The sequence below is a fragment of the Streptomyces sp. NPDC027185 genome (genome assembly GCF_055567035.1).
Map to the genome: position 1 here is coordinate 368195 of NZ_JBVHRF010000006.1, position 15968 is coordinate 384162.

The 15968-nt window shown below is 69.7% G+C and carries 18 protein-coding genes; 2 read left to right on the forward strand and 16 right to left on the reverse strand.

Annotated features, from left to right (window positions below; all coding sequences use genetic code 11):
- The first annotated feature begins 678 nt into the window (after positions 1-678).
- The gene (locus ACZ4M8_RS21590) at positions 679-1683 is read left to right on the forward strand and encodes an esterase/lipase family protein (protein ID WP_467609709.1); all 1005 of its coding nucleotides are present in this window, start codon (positions 679-681) and stop codon (positions 1681-1683) included.
- 66 nt (positions 1684-1749) lie between these two features.
- Here ACZ4M8_RS21590 and glmM read toward each other — a convergent pair whose 3' ends face one another.
- The 4 genes from glmM to ACZ4M8_RS21610 form a co-directional block, all read right to left on the reverse strand.
- Entirely contained in the window at positions 1750-3123 is a 1374-nt protein-coding gene (gene glmM, locus ACZ4M8_RS21595) for a phosphoglucosamine mutase (protein WP_467609711.1), read from the reverse strand.
- Positions 3124-3284: 161 nt separating this feature from the next.
- Complete coding sequence (gene rpsI, locus ACZ4M8_RS21600; RefSeq protein WP_030283420.1) at positions 3285-3797, reverse strand: 30S ribosomal protein S9; 513 nt, start codon at positions 3795-3797, stop codon at positions 3285-3287.
- A 41-nt stretch (positions 3798-3838) separates the two neighbouring features.
- Complete coding sequence (gene rplM, locus ACZ4M8_RS21605; protein ID WP_030283422.1) at positions 3839-4282, reverse strand: 50S ribosomal protein L13; 444 nt, start codon at positions 4280-4282, stop codon at positions 3839-3841.
- 408 nt (positions 4283-4690) lie between these two features.
- A complete protein-coding gene (locus ACZ4M8_RS21610) occupies positions 4691-6319 on the reverse strand; it encodes an ABC-F family ATP-binding cassette domain-containing protein (protein WP_467609713.1) in 1629 nt (542 codons plus the stop codon).
- 96 nt (positions 6320-6415) lie between these two features.
- Here ACZ4M8_RS21610 and ACZ4M8_RS21615 point away from each other — a divergent pair, with 96 nt between their 5' ends.
- On the forward strand, positions 6416-7249 hold the full coding sequence (locus ACZ4M8_RS21615; RefSeq protein WP_467609715.1) for a hypothetical protein: 834 nt from the start codon (positions 6416-6418) through the stop codon (positions 7247-7249).
- A 51-nt stretch (positions 7250-7300) separates the two neighbouring features.
- Here ACZ4M8_RS21615 and truA read toward each other — a convergent pair whose 3' ends face one another.
- The 12 genes from truA to rplO all read right to left on the reverse strand — a co-directional run bounded on the left by truA (position 7301) and on the right by rplO (position 15968).
- On the reverse strand, positions 7301-8152 hold the full coding sequence (gene truA, locus ACZ4M8_RS21620; RefSeq protein ID WP_467609717.1) for a tRNA pseudouridine(38-40) synthase TruA: 852 nt from the start codon (positions 8150-8152) through the stop codon (positions 7301-7303).
- Between the two features lie 83 nt (positions 8153-8235).
- Positions 8236-8718: a 50S ribosomal protein L17 gene (gene rplQ / locus ACZ4M8_RS21625; RefSeq protein ID WP_467609719.1), complete on the reverse strand. Its 483-nt coding sequence runs from the start codon at positions 8716-8718 to the stop codon at positions 8236-8238.
- A gap of 126 nt (positions 8719-8844) precedes the next feature.
- Positions 8845-9867 (reverse strand): DNA-directed RNA polymerase subunit alpha, encoded by a 1023-nt coding sequence (locus ACZ4M8_RS21630; RefSeq protein ID WP_143940049.1) that lies wholly within the window; start codon positions 9865-9867, stop codon positions 8845-8847.
- 108 nt (positions 9868-9975) lie between these two features.
- Complete coding sequence (gene rpsD, locus ACZ4M8_RS21635; RefSeq protein ID WP_399089241.1) at positions 9976-10602, reverse strand: 30S ribosomal protein S4; 627 nt, start codon at positions 10600-10602, stop codon at positions 9976-9978.
- 27 nt (positions 10603-10629) lie between these two features.
- The gene (rpsK, locus tag ACZ4M8_RS21640) at positions 10630-11034 is read right to left on the reverse strand and encodes a 30S ribosomal protein S11 (protein ID WP_004571845.1); all 405 of its coding nucleotides are present in this window, start codon (positions 11032-11034) and stop codon (positions 10630-10632) included.
- A gap of 93 nt (positions 11035-11127) precedes the next feature.
- Positions 11128-11508: a 30S ribosomal protein S13 gene (rpsM, locus tag ACZ4M8_RS21645; RefSeq protein ID WP_018090888.1), complete on the reverse strand. Its 381-nt coding sequence runs from the start codon at positions 11506-11508 to the stop codon at positions 11128-11130.
- Between the two features lie 189 nt (positions 11509-11697).
- Entirely contained in the window at positions 11698-11811 is a 114-nt protein-coding gene (rpmJ, locus tag ACZ4M8_RS21650; protein ID WP_003956441.1) for a 50S ribosomal protein L36, read from the reverse strand.
- Between the two features lie 59 nt (positions 11812-11870).
- Positions 11871-12092: a translation initiation factor IF-1 gene (gene infA, locus ACZ4M8_RS21655; RefSeq protein ID WP_003956442.1), complete on the reverse strand. Its 222-nt coding sequence runs from the start codon at positions 12090-12092 to the stop codon at positions 11871-11873.
- 234 nt (positions 12093-12326) lie between these two features.
- Entirely contained in the window at positions 12327-13169 is an 843-nt protein-coding gene (map, locus tag ACZ4M8_RS21660; RefSeq protein ID WP_450957740.1) for a type I methionyl aminopeptidase, read from the reverse strand.
- Between the two features lie 147 nt (positions 13170-13316).
- The gene (locus ACZ4M8_RS21665) at positions 13317-13970 is read right to left on the reverse strand and encodes an adenylate kinase (RefSeq protein WP_399089234.1); all 654 of its coding nucleotides are present in this window, start codon (positions 13968-13970) and stop codon (positions 13317-13319) included.
- Positions 13970-15283, reverse strand: a complete 1314-nt coding sequence (secY, locus tag ACZ4M8_RS21670) for a preprotein translocase subunit SecY (RefSeq protein WP_399089231.1) — start codon at positions 15281-15283, stop codon at positions 13970-13972. Before secY ends, ACZ4M8_RS21665 begins: the two co-directional genes overlap by 1 nt.
- Positions 15284-15512: 229 nt before the next feature.
- Positions 15513-15968: a 50S ribosomal protein L15 gene (gene rplO / locus ACZ4M8_RS21675; RefSeq protein ID WP_399089228.1), complete on the reverse strand. Its 456-nt coding sequence runs from the start codon at positions 15966-15968 to the stop codon at positions 15513-15515.

Genomic DNA, 15968 nt, shown 5'->3' on the forward strand with positions numbered 1-15968 from the left:
CGGTTGCCCCCCCGGGCCCGGCAGGGACGCCCCCGGGCCCGGCGCGACGGAACTCCCTGCCGCCTTGGCCGGACACCCCTGAGCCCGGCCCGGCGCGACGGCCCGCCCCGCGCCCGGCACCTCCGCCACCGCCCCCGCGCGCACCGGGCCGGACCGCCGCCCGGCCACCCCGCCCGCGGCCCCCGCCCGGCGGGCCCGCGTCTCCCCGAAAACCCTCCGTGCACCCCCGATCCGCGCCCGCCCCGCCCGGACCCACGGGCCGCACGCCACCCGCACGCCCCGTAATTTGCCCGCGTCCCACGTCTTGTCGCCGGCGTTACCGCCCCCCTACCGTCAGGTAACACGCGGTCCGGGCACAGAGCTTTCCGGGCCGCGTCCCGCACGACGTACACCGGCGATGCACGCGGCCCGTACCGGCACCCCGAACCCGGACCGCGTCCCTGACGAGGCAGGCAGGTGCCATGGCGCGTCCCCCCGACCCCGGCCGCCGGGGCCCCTGACCCGTCCCGTCACCCGCACCACCGGGGCGCACCCGCCCGCGTCCGGCCCCCGCCGTCCGTACCCCGTCCGGCCCCGCCGGCCGCGCCGCGGCATGCCCCGCGCGCTCCCCCCTCGTTGACAGTCCGCCGACCGGTCCGGCCTGCCCGGATCCGGCCTGCCCTCTCACCAGGAGCCCCCATGACACCCGCACCCCGTCGGCCCGTCCGCCACCGCCGCCCGCGGCGCCGCCTGGCCGCTGCCGCCGCCGCGCTCTGCCTCGGCGCGGCCGGCCTCGCCCTCACCGCCCCCGCCGAGGCCGCACCTGCCCCGGCGCCCGCCGCCACGGCCCCCGCACGCGCCGCCGACCTGCCCGTCGGCGACCTCGGCACCGCCGTCCACAACTTCCTGACCAGCCCGGACGCCGTCGCCGGCGCCAACGACTGGAGCTGCAAACCGAGCGCCGAGCACCCCTACCCGGTGATCCTCTCCCACGGCACCTTCGCCAACGCCGGCGCCAACTGGGTCGCCCTCGCCCCCACCCTCGCCAACCAGGGCTACTGCGTCTACGCGTTCAACTACGGCATGAACCATCTGTCGGCGGGCCGGGTCGGCGGCCTCACCGACATCGGCGACTCCGCCGGTCAGCTCAGCGCCTTCGTCGACAAGGTCCTCGCCGCCACCGGCGCGCAGAAGGCCGACATCGTCGGCCACTCCCAGGGCGGCATGATGCCCAACCACTACCTCAAGCGGCTGGGCGGCGCCGCGAAGATCCGCACCCTCGTCGGCATCGCCCCCAGCAACCACGGCACCACCCTCGACGGTCTGGTCGGCCTCGGCAAACAGATGAACGCCCTCGGCTTCGTCAACAACTTCTTCGACTTCGCCGGGCTCACCGGACTCAAGCAGCAGGAGGTCGACTCCGACTTCCAGAAGGACCTGTGGAAGGACGGCGACACCGTGCCCGGCGTGCGCTACGTCGTCATCGGCACCACTCAGGACAAGGTCGTCACCCCGTACACCAACGGCTTCCTGCACGGCGACGGCGTCACCAACATCACGCTCCAGGACCAGTGCCCCGACGACAAGGCCGGCCACGTCGGCCTCTTCCTCGACAGCCCCACCCTCCAGAACGTCGTCAACGCCCTCGGCCCGAACGACCCGCACTTCACCCCCGAGTGCCGCGACTACGGCCCGGCCCTCTGACCCACCAACGTCCGTGCCCCCGGCCGCGACTCGCGACCGGGGGCACGTCATGCGTACGCGGCGGGCTCAGCCCAGCGCCGACTTCACCGCGTCGGCCAGCCGCTCCGCGACCGCCCGCGCCTGCTCGATGTCGGCCGCCTCCACCATCACCCGCACCAGCGGCTCCGTACCGGACGGCCGCAGCAGCACCCGGCCGGTCGACCCCAGCTCCCGCTCCGCCTCGGCGACCGCCGCGGACAGCGCCGGGGACGTCGCGACCTTCGACTTGTCGACGTCCGGGACGTTGATCAGCACCTGCGGCAGCCGCTCCATCACGGCGGCCAGCTCGTGGAGTCCCCGGCCCGTCGCGGCGACCCGCGCGGCCAGCATCAGACCGGTGAGCGTGCCGTCGCCGGTGGTGGCGTGGTCCAGCACGATGACGTGCCCGGACTGCTCACCGCCGAGCGCGAAGCCCTGCGCCTTCATCTCCTCCAGCACGTACCGGTCGCCGACCGCGGTCGCCACCATGTCGATCCCGGCCCGCTCCATCGCCAGCTTGAAGCCGAGATTGGACATGACGGTCGCGACGACGGTGTTCTTCCGCAGCGTCCCCGCCTCGCGCATCCCCAGCGCCAGCACGGCGAGGATCTGGTCCCCGTCGATCTCGTTGCCCGCCCGGTCCACGGCCAGGCAGCGGTCCGCGTCGCCGTCGTGCGCCACACCCAGATCGGCGCCGTGCTCGACGACCGCCGCGCGCAGCAGCCCCAGATGCGTCGACCCGCAGCCGTCGTTGATGTTGAGGCCGTCCGGGTCCGCACCGATGGTGACGACGTCCGCCCCCGCCCGCGCGAACGCCTCCGGCGAGACCCGCGCCGCCGCGCCGTGCGCCCCGTCGATGACGATCTTCAGCCCGTCGAGCCGGTTGGGCAGCACCCCGACGAGATGCGCGACGTAGTTGTCGAACCCCTCGTCGTAGACGGTGACCCGGCCCACCCCGGCGCCGGTCGGCCGCTCCCACGGCTCGCCCGAGGCGTGCGCCCGGTACGTCCGCTCGATACGGTCCTCCAGCTCGTCGGCGAGCTTGTGGCCACCGCGGGCGAAGAACTTGATGCCGTTGTCGGGCATCGGATTGTGGCTCGCGGAGAGCATCACCCCGAGGTCCGCGCCGAGCGACCCCGTCAGATACGCCACCGCCGGGGTCGGCAGCACGCCCACCCGCAGCACATCCACCCCGGCGCTCGCCAGCCCCGCGACGACCGCCGCCTCCAGGAACTCACCCGAGGCCCGCGGATCACGCCCGACGACCGCCACCGGCCTGCGTCCCTCCAGGGCGCGGCCGTGCCCCGACTCCTCCTCTGCGAGTACGTGCGCCGCAGCGACCGACAGACCGAGCGCCAGCTCCGCCGTCAGATCCGCATTGGCGACACCGCGCACCCCGTCCGTTCCGAAGAGTCGTCCCACTGGTGTCCTCCGCATAGATGAGCTTGAACCAGGCATTGCGTCCAGGTATACGCCTCCCGGACGCCCGAATAACGCACCGGTCCCGGATAGCCGAACGCCCCGGCTGCACGGAAAGTGCCACCGGGGCGTACGGGAAGGTGCTGCGAGCGCAGCGAGCGCGATCAGCGCTTGCTGTACTGCGGCGCCTTGCGGGCCTTCTTGAGACCGGCCTTCTTGCGCTCGACCGCACGGTCGTCACGCTTGAGGAACCCGGCCTTCTTCAGGGTGCCGCGGTTGTTCTCGACGTCCGCCTCGTTCAGCGCACGGGCGACGCCCAGACGCAGCGCACCGGCCTGACCGGAGATGCCGCCGCCGGAGATGCGGGCGACCACGTCGTAGCGGTTGTCGAGCTCGAGCACCTTGAAGGGCTCGTTGACTTCCTGCTGGTGCACCTTGTTGGGGAAGTAGCCCTCAAGGGTGCGACCGTTGATCTTCCACTGACCGGTGCCCGGAACGATCCGGACGCGGGCGATGGCGTTCTTGCGACGGCCCAGGCCGGCGGCCGGCTGCGGGTCGCCGAAGCGGGAGGCGAGGGACTCGGAGGTGTACTCACCCTCCACGACCTCGGTCTCGGTGGTGTATTCCTCGACGACGTCCTCGTTCTCGATGACGTTCTCGGGAGTGGTCTCGGCCACGATGCTCCTCAGATTCTCTTCGTCTTAGGGGGTGGCCGGACTTACTGCGCGACCTGGGTGATCTCGAACGGGACCGGCTGCTGCGCAGCGTGCGGGTGCTCGGCGCCCGCGTAGACCTTCAGCTTCGAGAGCATCTGACGGCCGAGGGTGTTCTTGGGGAGCATGCCCTTGATGGCCTTCTCGACAGCCTTCTCGGGGTTCTTGTCGAGCAGCTCGTCGTACCGGACGGAGCGCAGACCACCGGGGAAACCGGAGTGGCGGTAGGCCAGCTTCTGGCTGCGCTTGTTGCCGGAGAGGTGCACCTTGTCGGCGTTGACGATGATGACGAAGTCACCGGTGTCAACGTGCGGCGCGTACACCGGCTTGTGCTTGCCCCTCAGAAGGGACGCGGCCTGAGAGGCCAGACGGCCCAGGACAACGTCCTGCGCGTCAATGACGTGCCACTGGCGCTGGACATCGCCGGGCTTGGGGCTGAACGTACGCACGGTCGTAGCCTTCGCTTCTTCAGTGATGGGGTCACCCATGCCTCCCGGAGGAGACGCAGGAGACGGGGTCCTGTACTGGCACCTCGGTCGATCGGACCGGCAGTGCGGCGCTACGGGTGACGCAACCCGATCGTCCGCCGCCGGTTCATCGGCCCGGTGGCCGGCGTAAGGGCCCCTCACGTGAGATAGAGCAAGCCAATACGCATAACGAACTGGCAGAATACCGGCCCGCCCCCGGCCGGGTCAAAACGCGCCTCGAACCGGTGGACGAACCCGCGAGCCCCGGACCACCGCCCCGACCGGGGACGGTCCCGGCCCCGCGAAGGCCCGGATCCGTACCCGACCGGCGCCCTGCGGACCGGCCGGCCGCGCGGTGCCCGCGCCCGTACGCGCCGGGCCCGCGCCGGCTCACCGCTCCCGCGCCACGCGCCCCTCGTCCCACACCGGCTCCGTCGTCTCGCGGACCACGCCGTCCGCGCCGAAGACCAGGAAGCGGTCGAAGGCACGGGCGAACCAGCGGTCGTGCGTCACCGCCAGCACCGTGCCGTCGAACGCCTCCAGCCCCTCCTGGAGCGCCTCGGCGCTCTCCAGGTCGAGGTTGTCGGTCGGCTCGTCCAGCAGCAGCGCCGTGGCGCCCGCCAGCTCCAGGAGCAGGATCTGCAACCGCGCCTGCTGCCCGCCCGACAGCCGCTCGAACCGCTGCTCCGCCTGGCGCTCCAGCTCGTACCGGCGCAGCGCGCTCATCGCCGCGCCCCGGTCCTTGGCGTGCTCCGTCCACAGGATGTCGAGGAGGGTGCGGCCGGTCAGCTCCGGATGGGCGTGGGTCTGCGCGAAATACCCCGGCACCACCCGGGCGCCCAGCTTGACCTGCCCGGTGTGCGCGACCGGCCGTTCAGTGTCCTGGGCCAGCAGCCGCAGGAAGTGCGACTTGCCGGAGCCGTTCGAGCCCAGCACCGCGACCCGCTCGCCGTAGAAGACCTCCAGCGAGAACGGCTTCATCAGCCCCGTCAGCTCCAGGTCCGCGCAGGTCACGGCCCGGACGCCGGTGCGGCCACCGCGCAGCCGCATGGTGATCTCCTGCTCCCGCGGCGGCTCCGGCGGGGGACCTGCCTCCTCGAACTTCCGCAGCCGGGTCTGCGCCGCGTGGTAGCGCGAGGCCATGTCGTGGCTGTTCTCCGCCGCCTGCCGCAGGTTCCGCACCAGCTTCTTCAGCTGCTCGTGCTTCTCGTCCCAGCGCCGCCGCAGCTCCTCGAAGCGGGCGAAGCGCTCCTTGCGCGCCGCGTGGTACGTCGCGAAGCCGCCGCCGTGCACCCACACGTCCGACCCGGCGGGCCCCGGCTCCACGCTGACGATCTTGTCGGCGGCGCGCGCCAGCAGCTCCCGGTCGTGGCTGACGAAGAGCACCGTCTTCTTCGTCTGCCGCAGCTGCTCCTCCAGCCACCGCTTGCCCGGCACGTCCAGATAGTTGTCCGGCTCGTCCAGCAGCAGCACCTCGTCGCCGCCGCGCAGCAGCGACTCCAGCACCAGCCGCTTCTGCTCCCCGCCGGAGAGCGTCCGCACCAGCCGCCACTGCGCCTTCTCGTACGGCATCCCCAGCGCGGCGGTGGTGCACATGTCCCAGACCGTCTCGGCCTCGTAGCCGCGCGCCTCCGCCCAGTCGCTGAGCGCCTGCGCGTACGCCATCTGCGCGGCCTCGTCGTCGACCGTCATCACGGCCTCCTCGGCCGCGTCCACCGCCGCCGCGGCCGTCCGCAGCCGCGGCGGCGCGACGGAGACCAGCAGGTCACGCACGGTCCGCTCATCCCGCACCGAGCCCACGAACTGCGGCATCACGCCGAGGCCGCCGCTGACCGTGACCGCGCCGCCGTGCGGCGTCAGCTCCCCGGCGAGCAGCCGCAGCAACGTCGTCTTCCCCGCGCCGTTGGCCCCCGCCAGCGCGACCGACGAGCCCTCGCCGACGCGGAAGGAGACATCCCCGAGCAGCACCCTCCCGTCCGGCAGGTAGTACTCCAGATGACCGGCCTCCACATGTCCCATGGACCGGATTGTCGCCGCCCGACGCCGCATTCCCCAACCCGATCACGGCCCGGAGCAGTGGCCGCGCGGCTACCCGCGGTCGTTAGGATGCGCGGCATGAGCTTTGGGCATGGGGGGCCGTTCGACGGCCCAGGGGGAACCTCTTCCACCCCGGACTGGGAGGCACTCGCCGAGCAGAGCGAGGCGGGCGCCCGGCGCAAGCGCTGGCTGATGATCGGCGGCGGGGCGGTGGCCGCCCTCGTCGTCGCGGGCATCGTCGCGACCGCCATGGTCGTCAGCGGCGGCAGCGACAACAAGCCGCCCAAGGGCATCGCCGCCTCGGGCTCCGCCGCCCCCGAACCGCACCCGTCGTTCTCCGACGTCTCGGTCCCCCCGCCGCCCGACCCGCGGGACTACATCACCGACCCGGCGAAGGACCGCGCCCCCCTGACCACGGCCACCCTCTTCCCCGACAAGGCCATGGTCATCGGCGAGCACACCTACCCGCGCACCGCGCAGTCCGCGACGAAGGACTGCACCGCCGGCACCCAGGGCGCGCTCGGCTCCCTGCTGAAGCACAACGGCTGCCAGGCGCTGCTGCGCGCCACCTACGCCAAGGGCGGCGTCGCGGTCACCGTCGGCATCGCCGCGCTGGACTCCGCCGACGCCGCCGAACGCGTCAAGGCCAAGGCCAAGGGCAACCTCGCGCCGCTCGCCGGCGGCCACGTCGGCGCGGAGTTCTGCCGCGGCACCGCCTGCCGGATGACCGCCAACGCCACCGGCCGGTACGCGTACTTCACCATCGCCGGCTACCTCGACGGCGAGCGCGTCACCGAGAAGTCCGTCCCCGCCCTCCAGATCGGCCGCGACGGCGAGTCCTACGCCTTCGCCCGCATCATCCAGCGCGGCAAGGACCAGGCGGCGAAGGCCGCGCGGGAGCAGCAGTCCTGACGGCAGGCGCGGGCGGGGCGACGGCCCCGCCCGCGCCCACCCGCTCCGTCCTCAGCAGCACCCGGCCCCCGGCAGCGTCCGCCGGTTCCGTGCCTGGAGATTCCGCGCCATCAGCCGGTCGTCGGCCGGATAGCCGACCTCCTCCAGCGTCAGCCCGTGCGGCCGCACCACATGCACCGCCGAGTCCCGCACGCCCGCGGCCAGCACCTTCCCCGGCCAGTCGACCGGCCGGTGCCCGTCCCCGACGAAGAGCAGCGCGCCCACCAGCGAGCGCACCATGTTGTGGCAGAACGCGTCCGCCCGCACCGTCGCCGTGACGATCCCGTCCGCGCCCCGCACCCAGCTCAGCTCCTGGAGCGTACGGATCGTCGTCGCCCCTTCACGCCGCTTGCAGTACGCCGCGAAGTCGTGCTCCCCCAGCAGCGCCCGCGACGCCGCGTTCATCGCGTCCACGTCGAGCGCCCAGTCGTGCCACAGCACATGGCCGCGCAGCAGCGGATCCACACCCCCGGGGTGATCGGTGACCCGGTACGCGTACCGCCGCCAGATCGCCGAGAACCGCGCGTTGAAGCCGTACGGCGCCTCGGCGGCGCGCCACACCCGGACGTCCTTCGGCAGCCGGCCCGCCAGCCGCCGCAGCAGCCGCTCCCCGTGCTCGGCCCACAGCTCCTCGGGCAGATCCACGTGCGCCACCTGCCCGCGCGCGTGCACCCCGGCGTCCGTCCGCCCCGCCACGGTCAGCTCGTACGTCTCTCCGGAACGGGTCACCGTCCGCAGCGCCTGCTCCAACTCGCCCTGGACGGTGCGCCGTTCGCGCTGCTTCGCCCAGCCGGAGAACTCCGCGCCGTCGTACGAAAGATCCAGCCGCACCCGGACGAACCCGGGCTCCACCTCATCGCTCACCCGTCGATCCTCTCAGAGCGCGGCAAACGGAACGGGCCCGCTCCCCGGAGGGAACGGGCCCGACCGCTTGGGCTTCAGCGGCCTCAGGCGTCCTTGGACTCCTCGGCCGGCACCTCGGTCGCCTCGGCGGCGTCCTTCTTCAGCGCGTCTTCCTTGACCGCACGCTTGGTGGCGGCCTCGGCCTCACCGGTGGCCTGCTGGGCCACGGTCAGCGCCTCCACCAGCTCGATGACGGCCATGGGGGCGTTGTCGCCACGGCGCGCACCGATCTTGGTGATGCGGGTGTAACCACCCGGGCGGTTCTCGAACCGCGGACCGATCTCGGTGAACAGCGTGTGCACGACGCTCTTGTCCGAGATCAGCTGCATGACCTGACGACGGTTGTGCAGGTCACCCTTCTTCGCCTTGGTCACGAGTCGCTCGGCGTACGGGCGCAGACGGCGGGCCTTGGCCTCGGTCGTCGTGATGCGGCCGTGCTCGAAGAGCGCGGTGGCCAGGTTGCGCAGCATGAGACGCTCGTGCGCCGCGCTACCGCCCAGACGGGCACCCTTGGTGGGCTTCGGCATGGTGTTTCTCCTCCATCGCTGCACCGGCCGTATCAGGTACCGGTGTCAGTTCCCGCGAGGCGGACGCCCCGCGGAAGATCACGCACGGCCGGGCCCGGGGTGCGCCCCGGGCCCGGCCGGTGAAACTCAGTACTGCTCGGTCTCCACGAAACCGGCGTCCGCGTCGTCGTCCGCGCCGAAGGCGTCCGCGGCGGCGGTCGGGTCGAACCCGGGGGGCGAGTCCTTCAGCGCCAGGCCCATGCCGGCGAGCTTGGCCTTGACCTCGTCGATCGACTTCGCACCGAAGTTGCGGATGTCGAGCAGGTCCGCCTCGGAGCGGGCCACCAGCTCGCCCACCGAGTGGATGCCCTCACGCTTGAGGCAGTTGTACGACCGAACGGTGAGCTCCAGCTCCTCGATCGGCAGCGCCAGGTCGGCGGCGAGGGCGGCGTCCGTCGGGGACGGGCCCATGTCGATGCCCTCGGCGTCGATGTTCAGCTCACGCGCCAGACCGAACAGCTCGACCAGGGTCTTACCGGCGGACGCCATGGCGTCGCGCGGCCGCATGGCCTGCTTGGTCTCGACGTCGACGATCAGCTTGTCGAAGTCGGTGCGCTGCTCGACACGGGTCGCCTCGACCTTGTAGGTGACCTTGAGGACCGGCGAGTAGATCGAGTCGACCGGGATCCGGCCGATCTCCTGGCCGACCTGCTTGTTCTGCACCGCGGAGACGTAGCCGCGACCGCGCTCGACGGTCAGCTCCATCTCCAGCTTGCCCTTGGCGTTCAGGGTCGCCAGGACCAGGTCCGGGTTGTGGACCTCGACACCGGCCGGGGGCGCGATGTCGGCGGCGGTGACCAGACCCGGGCCCTGCTTGCGCAGGTACATCACGACCGGCTCGTCGTGCTCCGAGGAGACGACCAGCTGCTTGATGTTGAGGATGAGGTCGGTGACGTCCTCCTTGACGCCCGGCACGGTGGTGAACTCGTGCAGGACACCGTCGATACGGATCGACGTGACCGCCGCACCCGGGATCGAGGAGAGGAGCGTACGGCGGAGGGAGTTACCGAGGGTGTAACCGAAGCCCGGCTCCAGGGGCTCGATCACGAACCGGGAGCGGTACTCGTCGACGACCTCTTCGGTCAGCGACGGACGCTGAGCGATAAGCATGTGTGTTCCTTCAGTCGTGGGCGCCCGCTATTTGACGCCCTCTGCTGACAAGGGTACGGGCGGCACGCGGTTCCGGAGAACCTGTGCCGCCCGAGCCCGTCGCCCTACTTACTTGGAGTAGAGCTCAACGATCAGCTGCTCCTGCACCTGGGTGTCGATCACCTGGCGCTCAGGCATGCTGTGCACGAGGATCCGGAGGTTCGACGGGATCGCTTCCAGCCACGCCGGAACGGTCTTCTCGCCGGCCTCGGCCTTGGCCACCTCGAAGGGGGTCAGGTTCCGGGAGCCCTCGCGGACCTCGATGATGTCGTTCACGGAGACGCGGGCCGACGGGATGTCGGTCTTGCGGCCGTTCACGTTGATGTGTCCGTGACGCACCAGCTGACGGGCGTGGTCGCGGGACTTGGCGAAGCCGGCCCGGTAGACCACGTTGTCGAGGCGGGTCTCAAGGATGCGCAGAAGGTTCTCACCGGTCTTGCCGGTCTTCTGGTTCGCTTCCTTGTAGTAGTTCACGAACTGCTTCTCAAGGACACCGTAGATACGGCTGCACTTCTGCTTCTCACGAAGCTGGAGCAGGTACTCGCTGTCCTTGGTGCGCCCGCGACCGTGCTCACCCGGGGGGTAAGGACGGATCTCGATCGGGCACTTCGCGCTCTCGCACTTGCTCCCCTTGAGGAAGAGCTTCTGCTTCTCCCGACGGCAACGCTTGCAGTCGGCCCCGGTGTAACGCGCCATTGTCTAGTTGTCTCCTACTTCAGTGGGTCAGACGCGGCGGCGCTTGGGAGGGCGGCAGCCGTTGTGCGGGGTCGGGGTGACGTCCTGGATCGAACCCACCTCGAGGCCGGTGGCCTGGAGGGAGCGGATCGCGGTCTCACGGCCGGAGCCGGGACCCTTGACGAACACGTCGACCTTGCGCATGCCGTGCTCCTGCGCGCGGCGGGCAGCCGACTCGGCGGCCATCTGCGCGGCGAACGGAGTCGACTTACGCGAACCCTTGAAGCCCACGTGACCGGCCGAGGCCCAGGAAATCACGTTGCCGGTCGGGTCGGTGATCGAAACGATCGTGTTGTTGAACGTGCTCTTGATGTGAGCGTGCCCGTGGGCGACGTTCTTCTTCTCCTTGCGGCGCACCTTCTTGGCGCCGGCCGTACGGCCCTTCGGAGGCATGAAATTCTCCTAATGGAGGTGGTCGGTCCTACAGCGAAGACCGCTGACTTCCGCGGCCCGGGAAAACGGAACCGCAGTGCGTCCTGCTGAGGACTACTTCTTGCCCGGCTTCTTCTTGCCGGCGATCGCGCGACGCGGGCCCTTGCGGGTGCGGGCGTTCGTGCTGGTGCGCTGGCCGTGGACCGGAAGGCCGCGGCGGTGACGCAGACCCTGGTAGCAGCCGATCTCGACCTTGCGGCGGATGTCGGCCTGGATCTCGCGACGGAGGTCACCCTCGGTCTTGAGGTTGTTGTCCACGTACTCGCGGATCTTGACCAGGTCTTCCTCGGCCAGGTCGCGAACCCGCGTGTTGGGGTTCACGCCGGTGGCGGCGAGGGTCTGCTGCGACAGCGTGCGCCCGATACCGAAGACGTAGGTGAGGGCGACCTCCACGCGCTTTTCGCGCGGGAGATCAACGCCTGCGAGGCGTGCCATTGATGTGGCTCCTGATGGCTATTCGGAGGTCTTCCGCAGCACCGTTCCCGTAAGACTCAGCTGAATTACGAGCCGGGCCCCGGCCTCCGAGCCGGGGGTTTCGTCCCACGCGAAAGACGCGGGGTCGGGTGTCTGCGTATGTACGAATTACGTGCGTCGCGCGAACTGCGAAATGCAGGTGGTCGTGCGTCAGCCCTGGCGCTGCTTGTGGCGCAGGTTGTCGCAGATGACCATGACCCGGCCGTGGCGGCGGATCACCTTGCACTTGTCGCAGATCTTCTTGACGCTCGGCTTGACCTTCATGGGTGTGAGGTTCTCCGGGTCAGTGCCGTCACCCCGGCGGAGCGGGGCGCCGACAAGATCTACTTGTAGCGGTAGACGATCCGGCCACGCGTCAGGTCGTACGGAGAGAGCTCCACCACGACCCGGTCATCCGGGAGAATACGGATGTAGTGCATCCGCATCTTGCCGCTGATGTGCGCGAGGACCTTGTGACCGTTCTGGAGCTCCACCTTGAACATCGCGTTCGGCAGAGACTCGATCACGGTGCCCTCGATCTCGATGGCACCTTGCTTCTTGGCCACGCTTCGCCTTTCGAATCGGCTACCTTGATCGGCTCTCCCGCGAGAGCCACCACGCCAAGGGCAGGCGGATGCACGAGAGCCGACGCGTCAGTCTACGTCAGAGGCCCCGAAAAGACGAATCCACGATTATTGCCCACCCGGGGAGATCCTTACTCCCCCACCCCGCGGCCCGTCACCGTTCCTCCGCACGGGCGCCTCACCGGCACCGCACGACGGCAGCCGGCGCGCGGGCCGTCAGGCGCCCGCGGCCGGATCCGGCGCCACCGTCACACCCAGCTCGGCGAGCTTCGCTCGGCCGCCGTCGACCGCGGTCAGCACCAGCGGCCCCTCCTCGGTCAGCGCCACCGAGTGCTCCCAGTGCGAGGACCAGCCGCCGTCGTTCGTCTTGACCGTCCACTCGTCGTCGAGGACGTGCGTCTTGTGCGTGCCGAGGTTGACCATCGGCTCGATCGCGATGCAGAAGCCCGGCACCAGCTTCGGGCCGCGGCCGCGCTTGCGGTCGACGTAGTTCAGCAGGTGCGGGTCCATGTGCATCTGCGAGCCGATGCCGTGGCCGCCGTACTCCTCGACGATGCCGTACTTGCCGCACGACGGGCGCGGCTGGCGGCGGATGTAACCCTCGATCGCCTTGGAGATGTCGATCAACCGGTTGCCCTTCGCGACCGCGGCGATCCCGGCCCACATGGACTCCTCGGTCACCCGGCTCAGCTCGACCAGCTCCGCGGAGTGCCCGGACCCGACGAACGCGGTGTACGCGGCGTCGCCGTGCCAGCCGTCGATGATCGCGCCGCAGTCGATGGAGATGATGTCGCCGTCGCGGAGGACCGTTTCGTCGTCCGGGATGCCGTGGACGACGACGTCGTTCACCGACGTGCAGATCGTGGCGGGGAAGCCGCCGTACCCGAGGAAGTTCGACTTCGCGCCGTGGTCGGCGAGGACCTTACGGGCCACCTGGTCCAGATCACGGGTGGTCGCGCCCGGCACCGCCGCCTCGCGGGTCGCGGCGTGGATGGCGGCGACCACCAGCCCCGCCTCGCGCATCTTCGCGATCTGCTGAGGGGTCTTGATCTCCACCATGGCGGGTAACGCCTTCCTGAACCGACTGTGCCGACAACCGCGTCATTCGCACGGCCGACCACCGCGCGGGCGCGCCCGCCCCTCCATACGATACGGCCGCGGTGCCCAGGGCGGGCACCGCGGCCGTATGCGAAGCGTACGCGGAAGTTACTCGCCGCGTCCGAGAGCGGACATCGCCCGCTGCGTGACCTCTTCGACCTTGCCGAGGGCGGGAATCGTCACGACGAGTTCCTGCGCCTTGTAGTAGTCGATGATCGGCTCGGTCTCCGAGTGGTAGACCTCCAGGCGCTTGCGCACCGTGTCCTCGTGGTCGTCGTCGCGCTGGTACAGCTCGCCGCCGCAGACGTCGCAGACGCCCTCGGTCTTCGGCTTGCTGTACTCGGCGTGGAAGACGTGCGCGGAGTTCTTCCGGCAGATACGGCGGCCGGCGATCCGCTTGACCACCTCGTCCTCGGGGACCTCCAGGTCGAGCACCGCGTCCAGCGTGATGCCCTTGCCCTTGAGGTAGACGTCGAGCGCCTCGGCCTGCTTGAGGTTGCGCGGGAAGCCGTCGAGCAGGAAGCCGCCGGCGGCATCCGCCTGCTCCAGACGGTCCTCGGCCATGCCGATCGTGACCTCGTCGGGGACCAGGTTGCCGGCGTCCATGTAGGACTTCGCCTGCACACCCAGGGGCGTCCCCTGGCTGATGTTGGCGCGGAACAGGTCGCCCGTGGAGATGTGCGGGATCTCAAGGTTCCGGGCGAGGTACGCGGCCTGCGTACCCTTACCGGCTCCCGGGGGTCCGACGAGGACGATTCGCATCAGCGGAGGAACCCTTCGTAGTTGCGCTGCTGAAGCTGGCTCTCGATCTGCTTCACGGTCTCCAGGCCCACACCCACGATGATCAGGATGCTCGTCCCGCCGAACGGGAAGTTCTGGTTCGCGTTGAACAGCACCAACGCCACTGTTGGCACGAGTGCGATCAGACCCAGATACAGCGAGCCCGGCCACGTGATCCGGTTGAGCACGTAGCTGAGGTACTCGGCCGTCGGGCGACCAGCCCGGATACCCGGGATGAAGCCACCATACTTCTTCATGTTGTCGGCAACTTCTTCGGGGTTGAAGGAGATCGCGACGTAGAAGAAGGCGAAGAAGACGATCAGCAGGAAGTACGTAACGATGTAAACCGGGTGGTTTCCCTTGGTGAAGTTCGTTTCGATCCACCGGGCCCACTCGGCATTCGACCCGCTGAACTGTGCGACCAGGGCCGGAATGTAGAGCAACGACGACGCGAAGATGACGGGAATCACACCCGCCTGATTCACCTTGAGCGGGATGTACGTGGACGTACCGCCATAAGAACGGCGGCCGATCATGCGCTTCGCGTACTGCACCGGAATGCGGCGCTGCGCCTGCTCGACGAAGACCACCAGACCCACCATCGCGAGTCCGACGGCGATCACCGCGAAGAACTCGACCCAGCCGTCCGCGAGCTTGCCCGTGGTCTTGATCTGCCACAGCGCGCCCGGGAAACCGGCGGCGATCGAGATGAACATGAGGATCGACATGCCGTTGCCGATGCCGCGGTCGGTGACCAGTTCACCGAGCCACATGACGACCGCGGTACCGGCGGTCATCGTGATGACCATGGTGATGGTGGTGAAGATCGAGTCGCTCGGCACGATCTCGCCGGCGACCGGGCAGCCGTTGAAGAGCGCACCGCTGCGGGCCGTGGCCACCAGGCCGGTGCCCTGCAGGATCGCCAGCGCGATGGTCAGATAACGGGTGTACTGGGTGATCTTCGCCTGGCCGGTCTGGCCCTCCTTCTTGAGGGCCTCCAGCCGGGGAATCACCACGGTCAGCAGCTGGAGAATGATGCTCGCCGTGATGTACGGCATGATCCCCAGCGCGAAAATCGTGACCTGCAGCAGCGCACCACCGCTGAACATGTTCACCAGGGCGAACAATCCGTTGTTCCCGCCGAGACTCTTCATGCAGGTCTCGACGTTCGTGTAGTTCACCCCGGGGATCGGGACGTGGGCACCGATCCGGTAGAGCACCACGATGCCCAACGTGAACAGCAGCTTTTTGCGCAGGTCGGGCGTCTTGAACGCTCGGGCGAACGCGGTGAGCACGGTGCCTCCTGCGCCCCCCGCCGGACGGGCGAGAGGTGACGGTCTTGAGGATCGACGAATAAAAGCGGCCTGAAACGCCGCACGGGCGAGCCGTGCGGCGGGGGTCCCGGTGCATCCCCCTTGAAAAGTTGCACCGGCAGGCCACCTTACCGGCGACCGTACCCCCGTGGAACGACCGACCGGGGATGCCCCAAACGATGGGCATCCCCGGTCAGTTGAACCAACGAACTCAGAGGAGTTCGGTGACGGTGCCGCCGGCAGCGGCAATCTTCTCCTTGGCGGAGCCGGAGACGGAGTCAACCGTCACCTGCAGCGCCACGGAGACCTCGCCCTGGCCCAGGACCTTGACGAGCTCGTTCTTGCGCACCGCGCCCTTGGCGACCAGGTCGGCCACCGTGACCTCGCCACCCTGCGGGTAGAGCGCGGCCAGCTTCTCCAGGTTCACGACCTGGAACTGCTTGTGAGCGGGGTTCTTGAAGCCCTTCAGCTTCGGGAGACGCATGTGGAGGGGCATCTGCCCACCCTCGAAGCGCTCCGGAACCTGGTAACGGGCCTTGGTGCCCTTGGTACCACGACCAGCGGTCTTACCCTTGGACGCCTCACCACGACCGACACGGGTCTTGGCGGTCTTGGCACCCGGGGCAGGACGGAGGTTGTGGACCTTCAGCGGGTTCTGCTCCGCCAT

Bases quoted from the DNA above. Each gene is read 5' to 3' on its own strand.
- rplQ (WP_467609719.1), bottom strand. From the start codon at position 8,718: ATGCCGAAGCCCACCAAGGGTGCCCGTCTGGGCGGTAGCGCGGCGCAC.
- rpsD (WP_399089241.1), bottom strand. From the start codon at position 10,602: ATGGCGCGTTACACCGGGGCCGACTGCAAGCGTTGCCGTCGGGAGAAG.
- ACZ4M8_RS21665 (WP_399089234.1), bottom strand. From the start codon at position 13,970: ATGCGAATCGTCCTCGTCGGACCCCCGGGAGCCGGTAAGGGTACGCAG.
- ACZ4M8_RS21630 (WP_143940049.1), bottom strand. From the start codon at position 9,867: ATGCTTATCGCTCAGCGTCCGTCGCTGACCGAAGAGGTCGTCGACGAG.
- rpsK (WP_004571845.1), bottom strand. From the start codon at position 11,034: ATGCCTCCGAAGGGCCGTACGGCCGGCGCCAAGAAGGTGCGCCGCAAG.
- rplO (WP_399089228.1), bottom strand. From the start codon at position 15,968: ATGGCGGAGCAGAACCCGCTGAAGGTCCACAACCTCCGTCCTGCCCCG.
- ACZ4M8_RS21610 (WP_467609713.1), bottom strand. From the start codon at position 6,319: ATGGGACATGTGGAGGCCGGTCATCTGGAGTACTACCTGCCGGACGGG.
- ACZ4M8_RS21590 (WP_467609709.1), top strand. From the start codon at position 679: ATGACACCCGCACCCCGTCGGCCCGTCCGCCACCGCCGCCCGCGGCGC.
- map (WP_450957740.1), bottom strand. From the start codon at position 13,169: ATGGTGGAGATCAAGACCCCTCAGCAGATCGCGAAGATGCGCGAGGCG.
- ACZ4M8_RS21615 (WP_467609715.1), top strand. From the start codon at position 6,416: ATGAGCTTTGGGCATGGGGGGCCGTTCGACGGCCCAGGGGGAACCTCT.
- rpmJ (WP_003956441.1), bottom strand. From the start codon at position 11,811: ATGAAGGTCAAGCCGAGCGTCAAGAAGATCTGCGACAAGTGCAAGGTG.
- rpsM (WP_018090888.1), bottom strand. From the start codon at position 11,508: ATGGCACGCCTCGCAGGCGTTGATCTCCCGCGCGAAAAGCGCGTGGAG.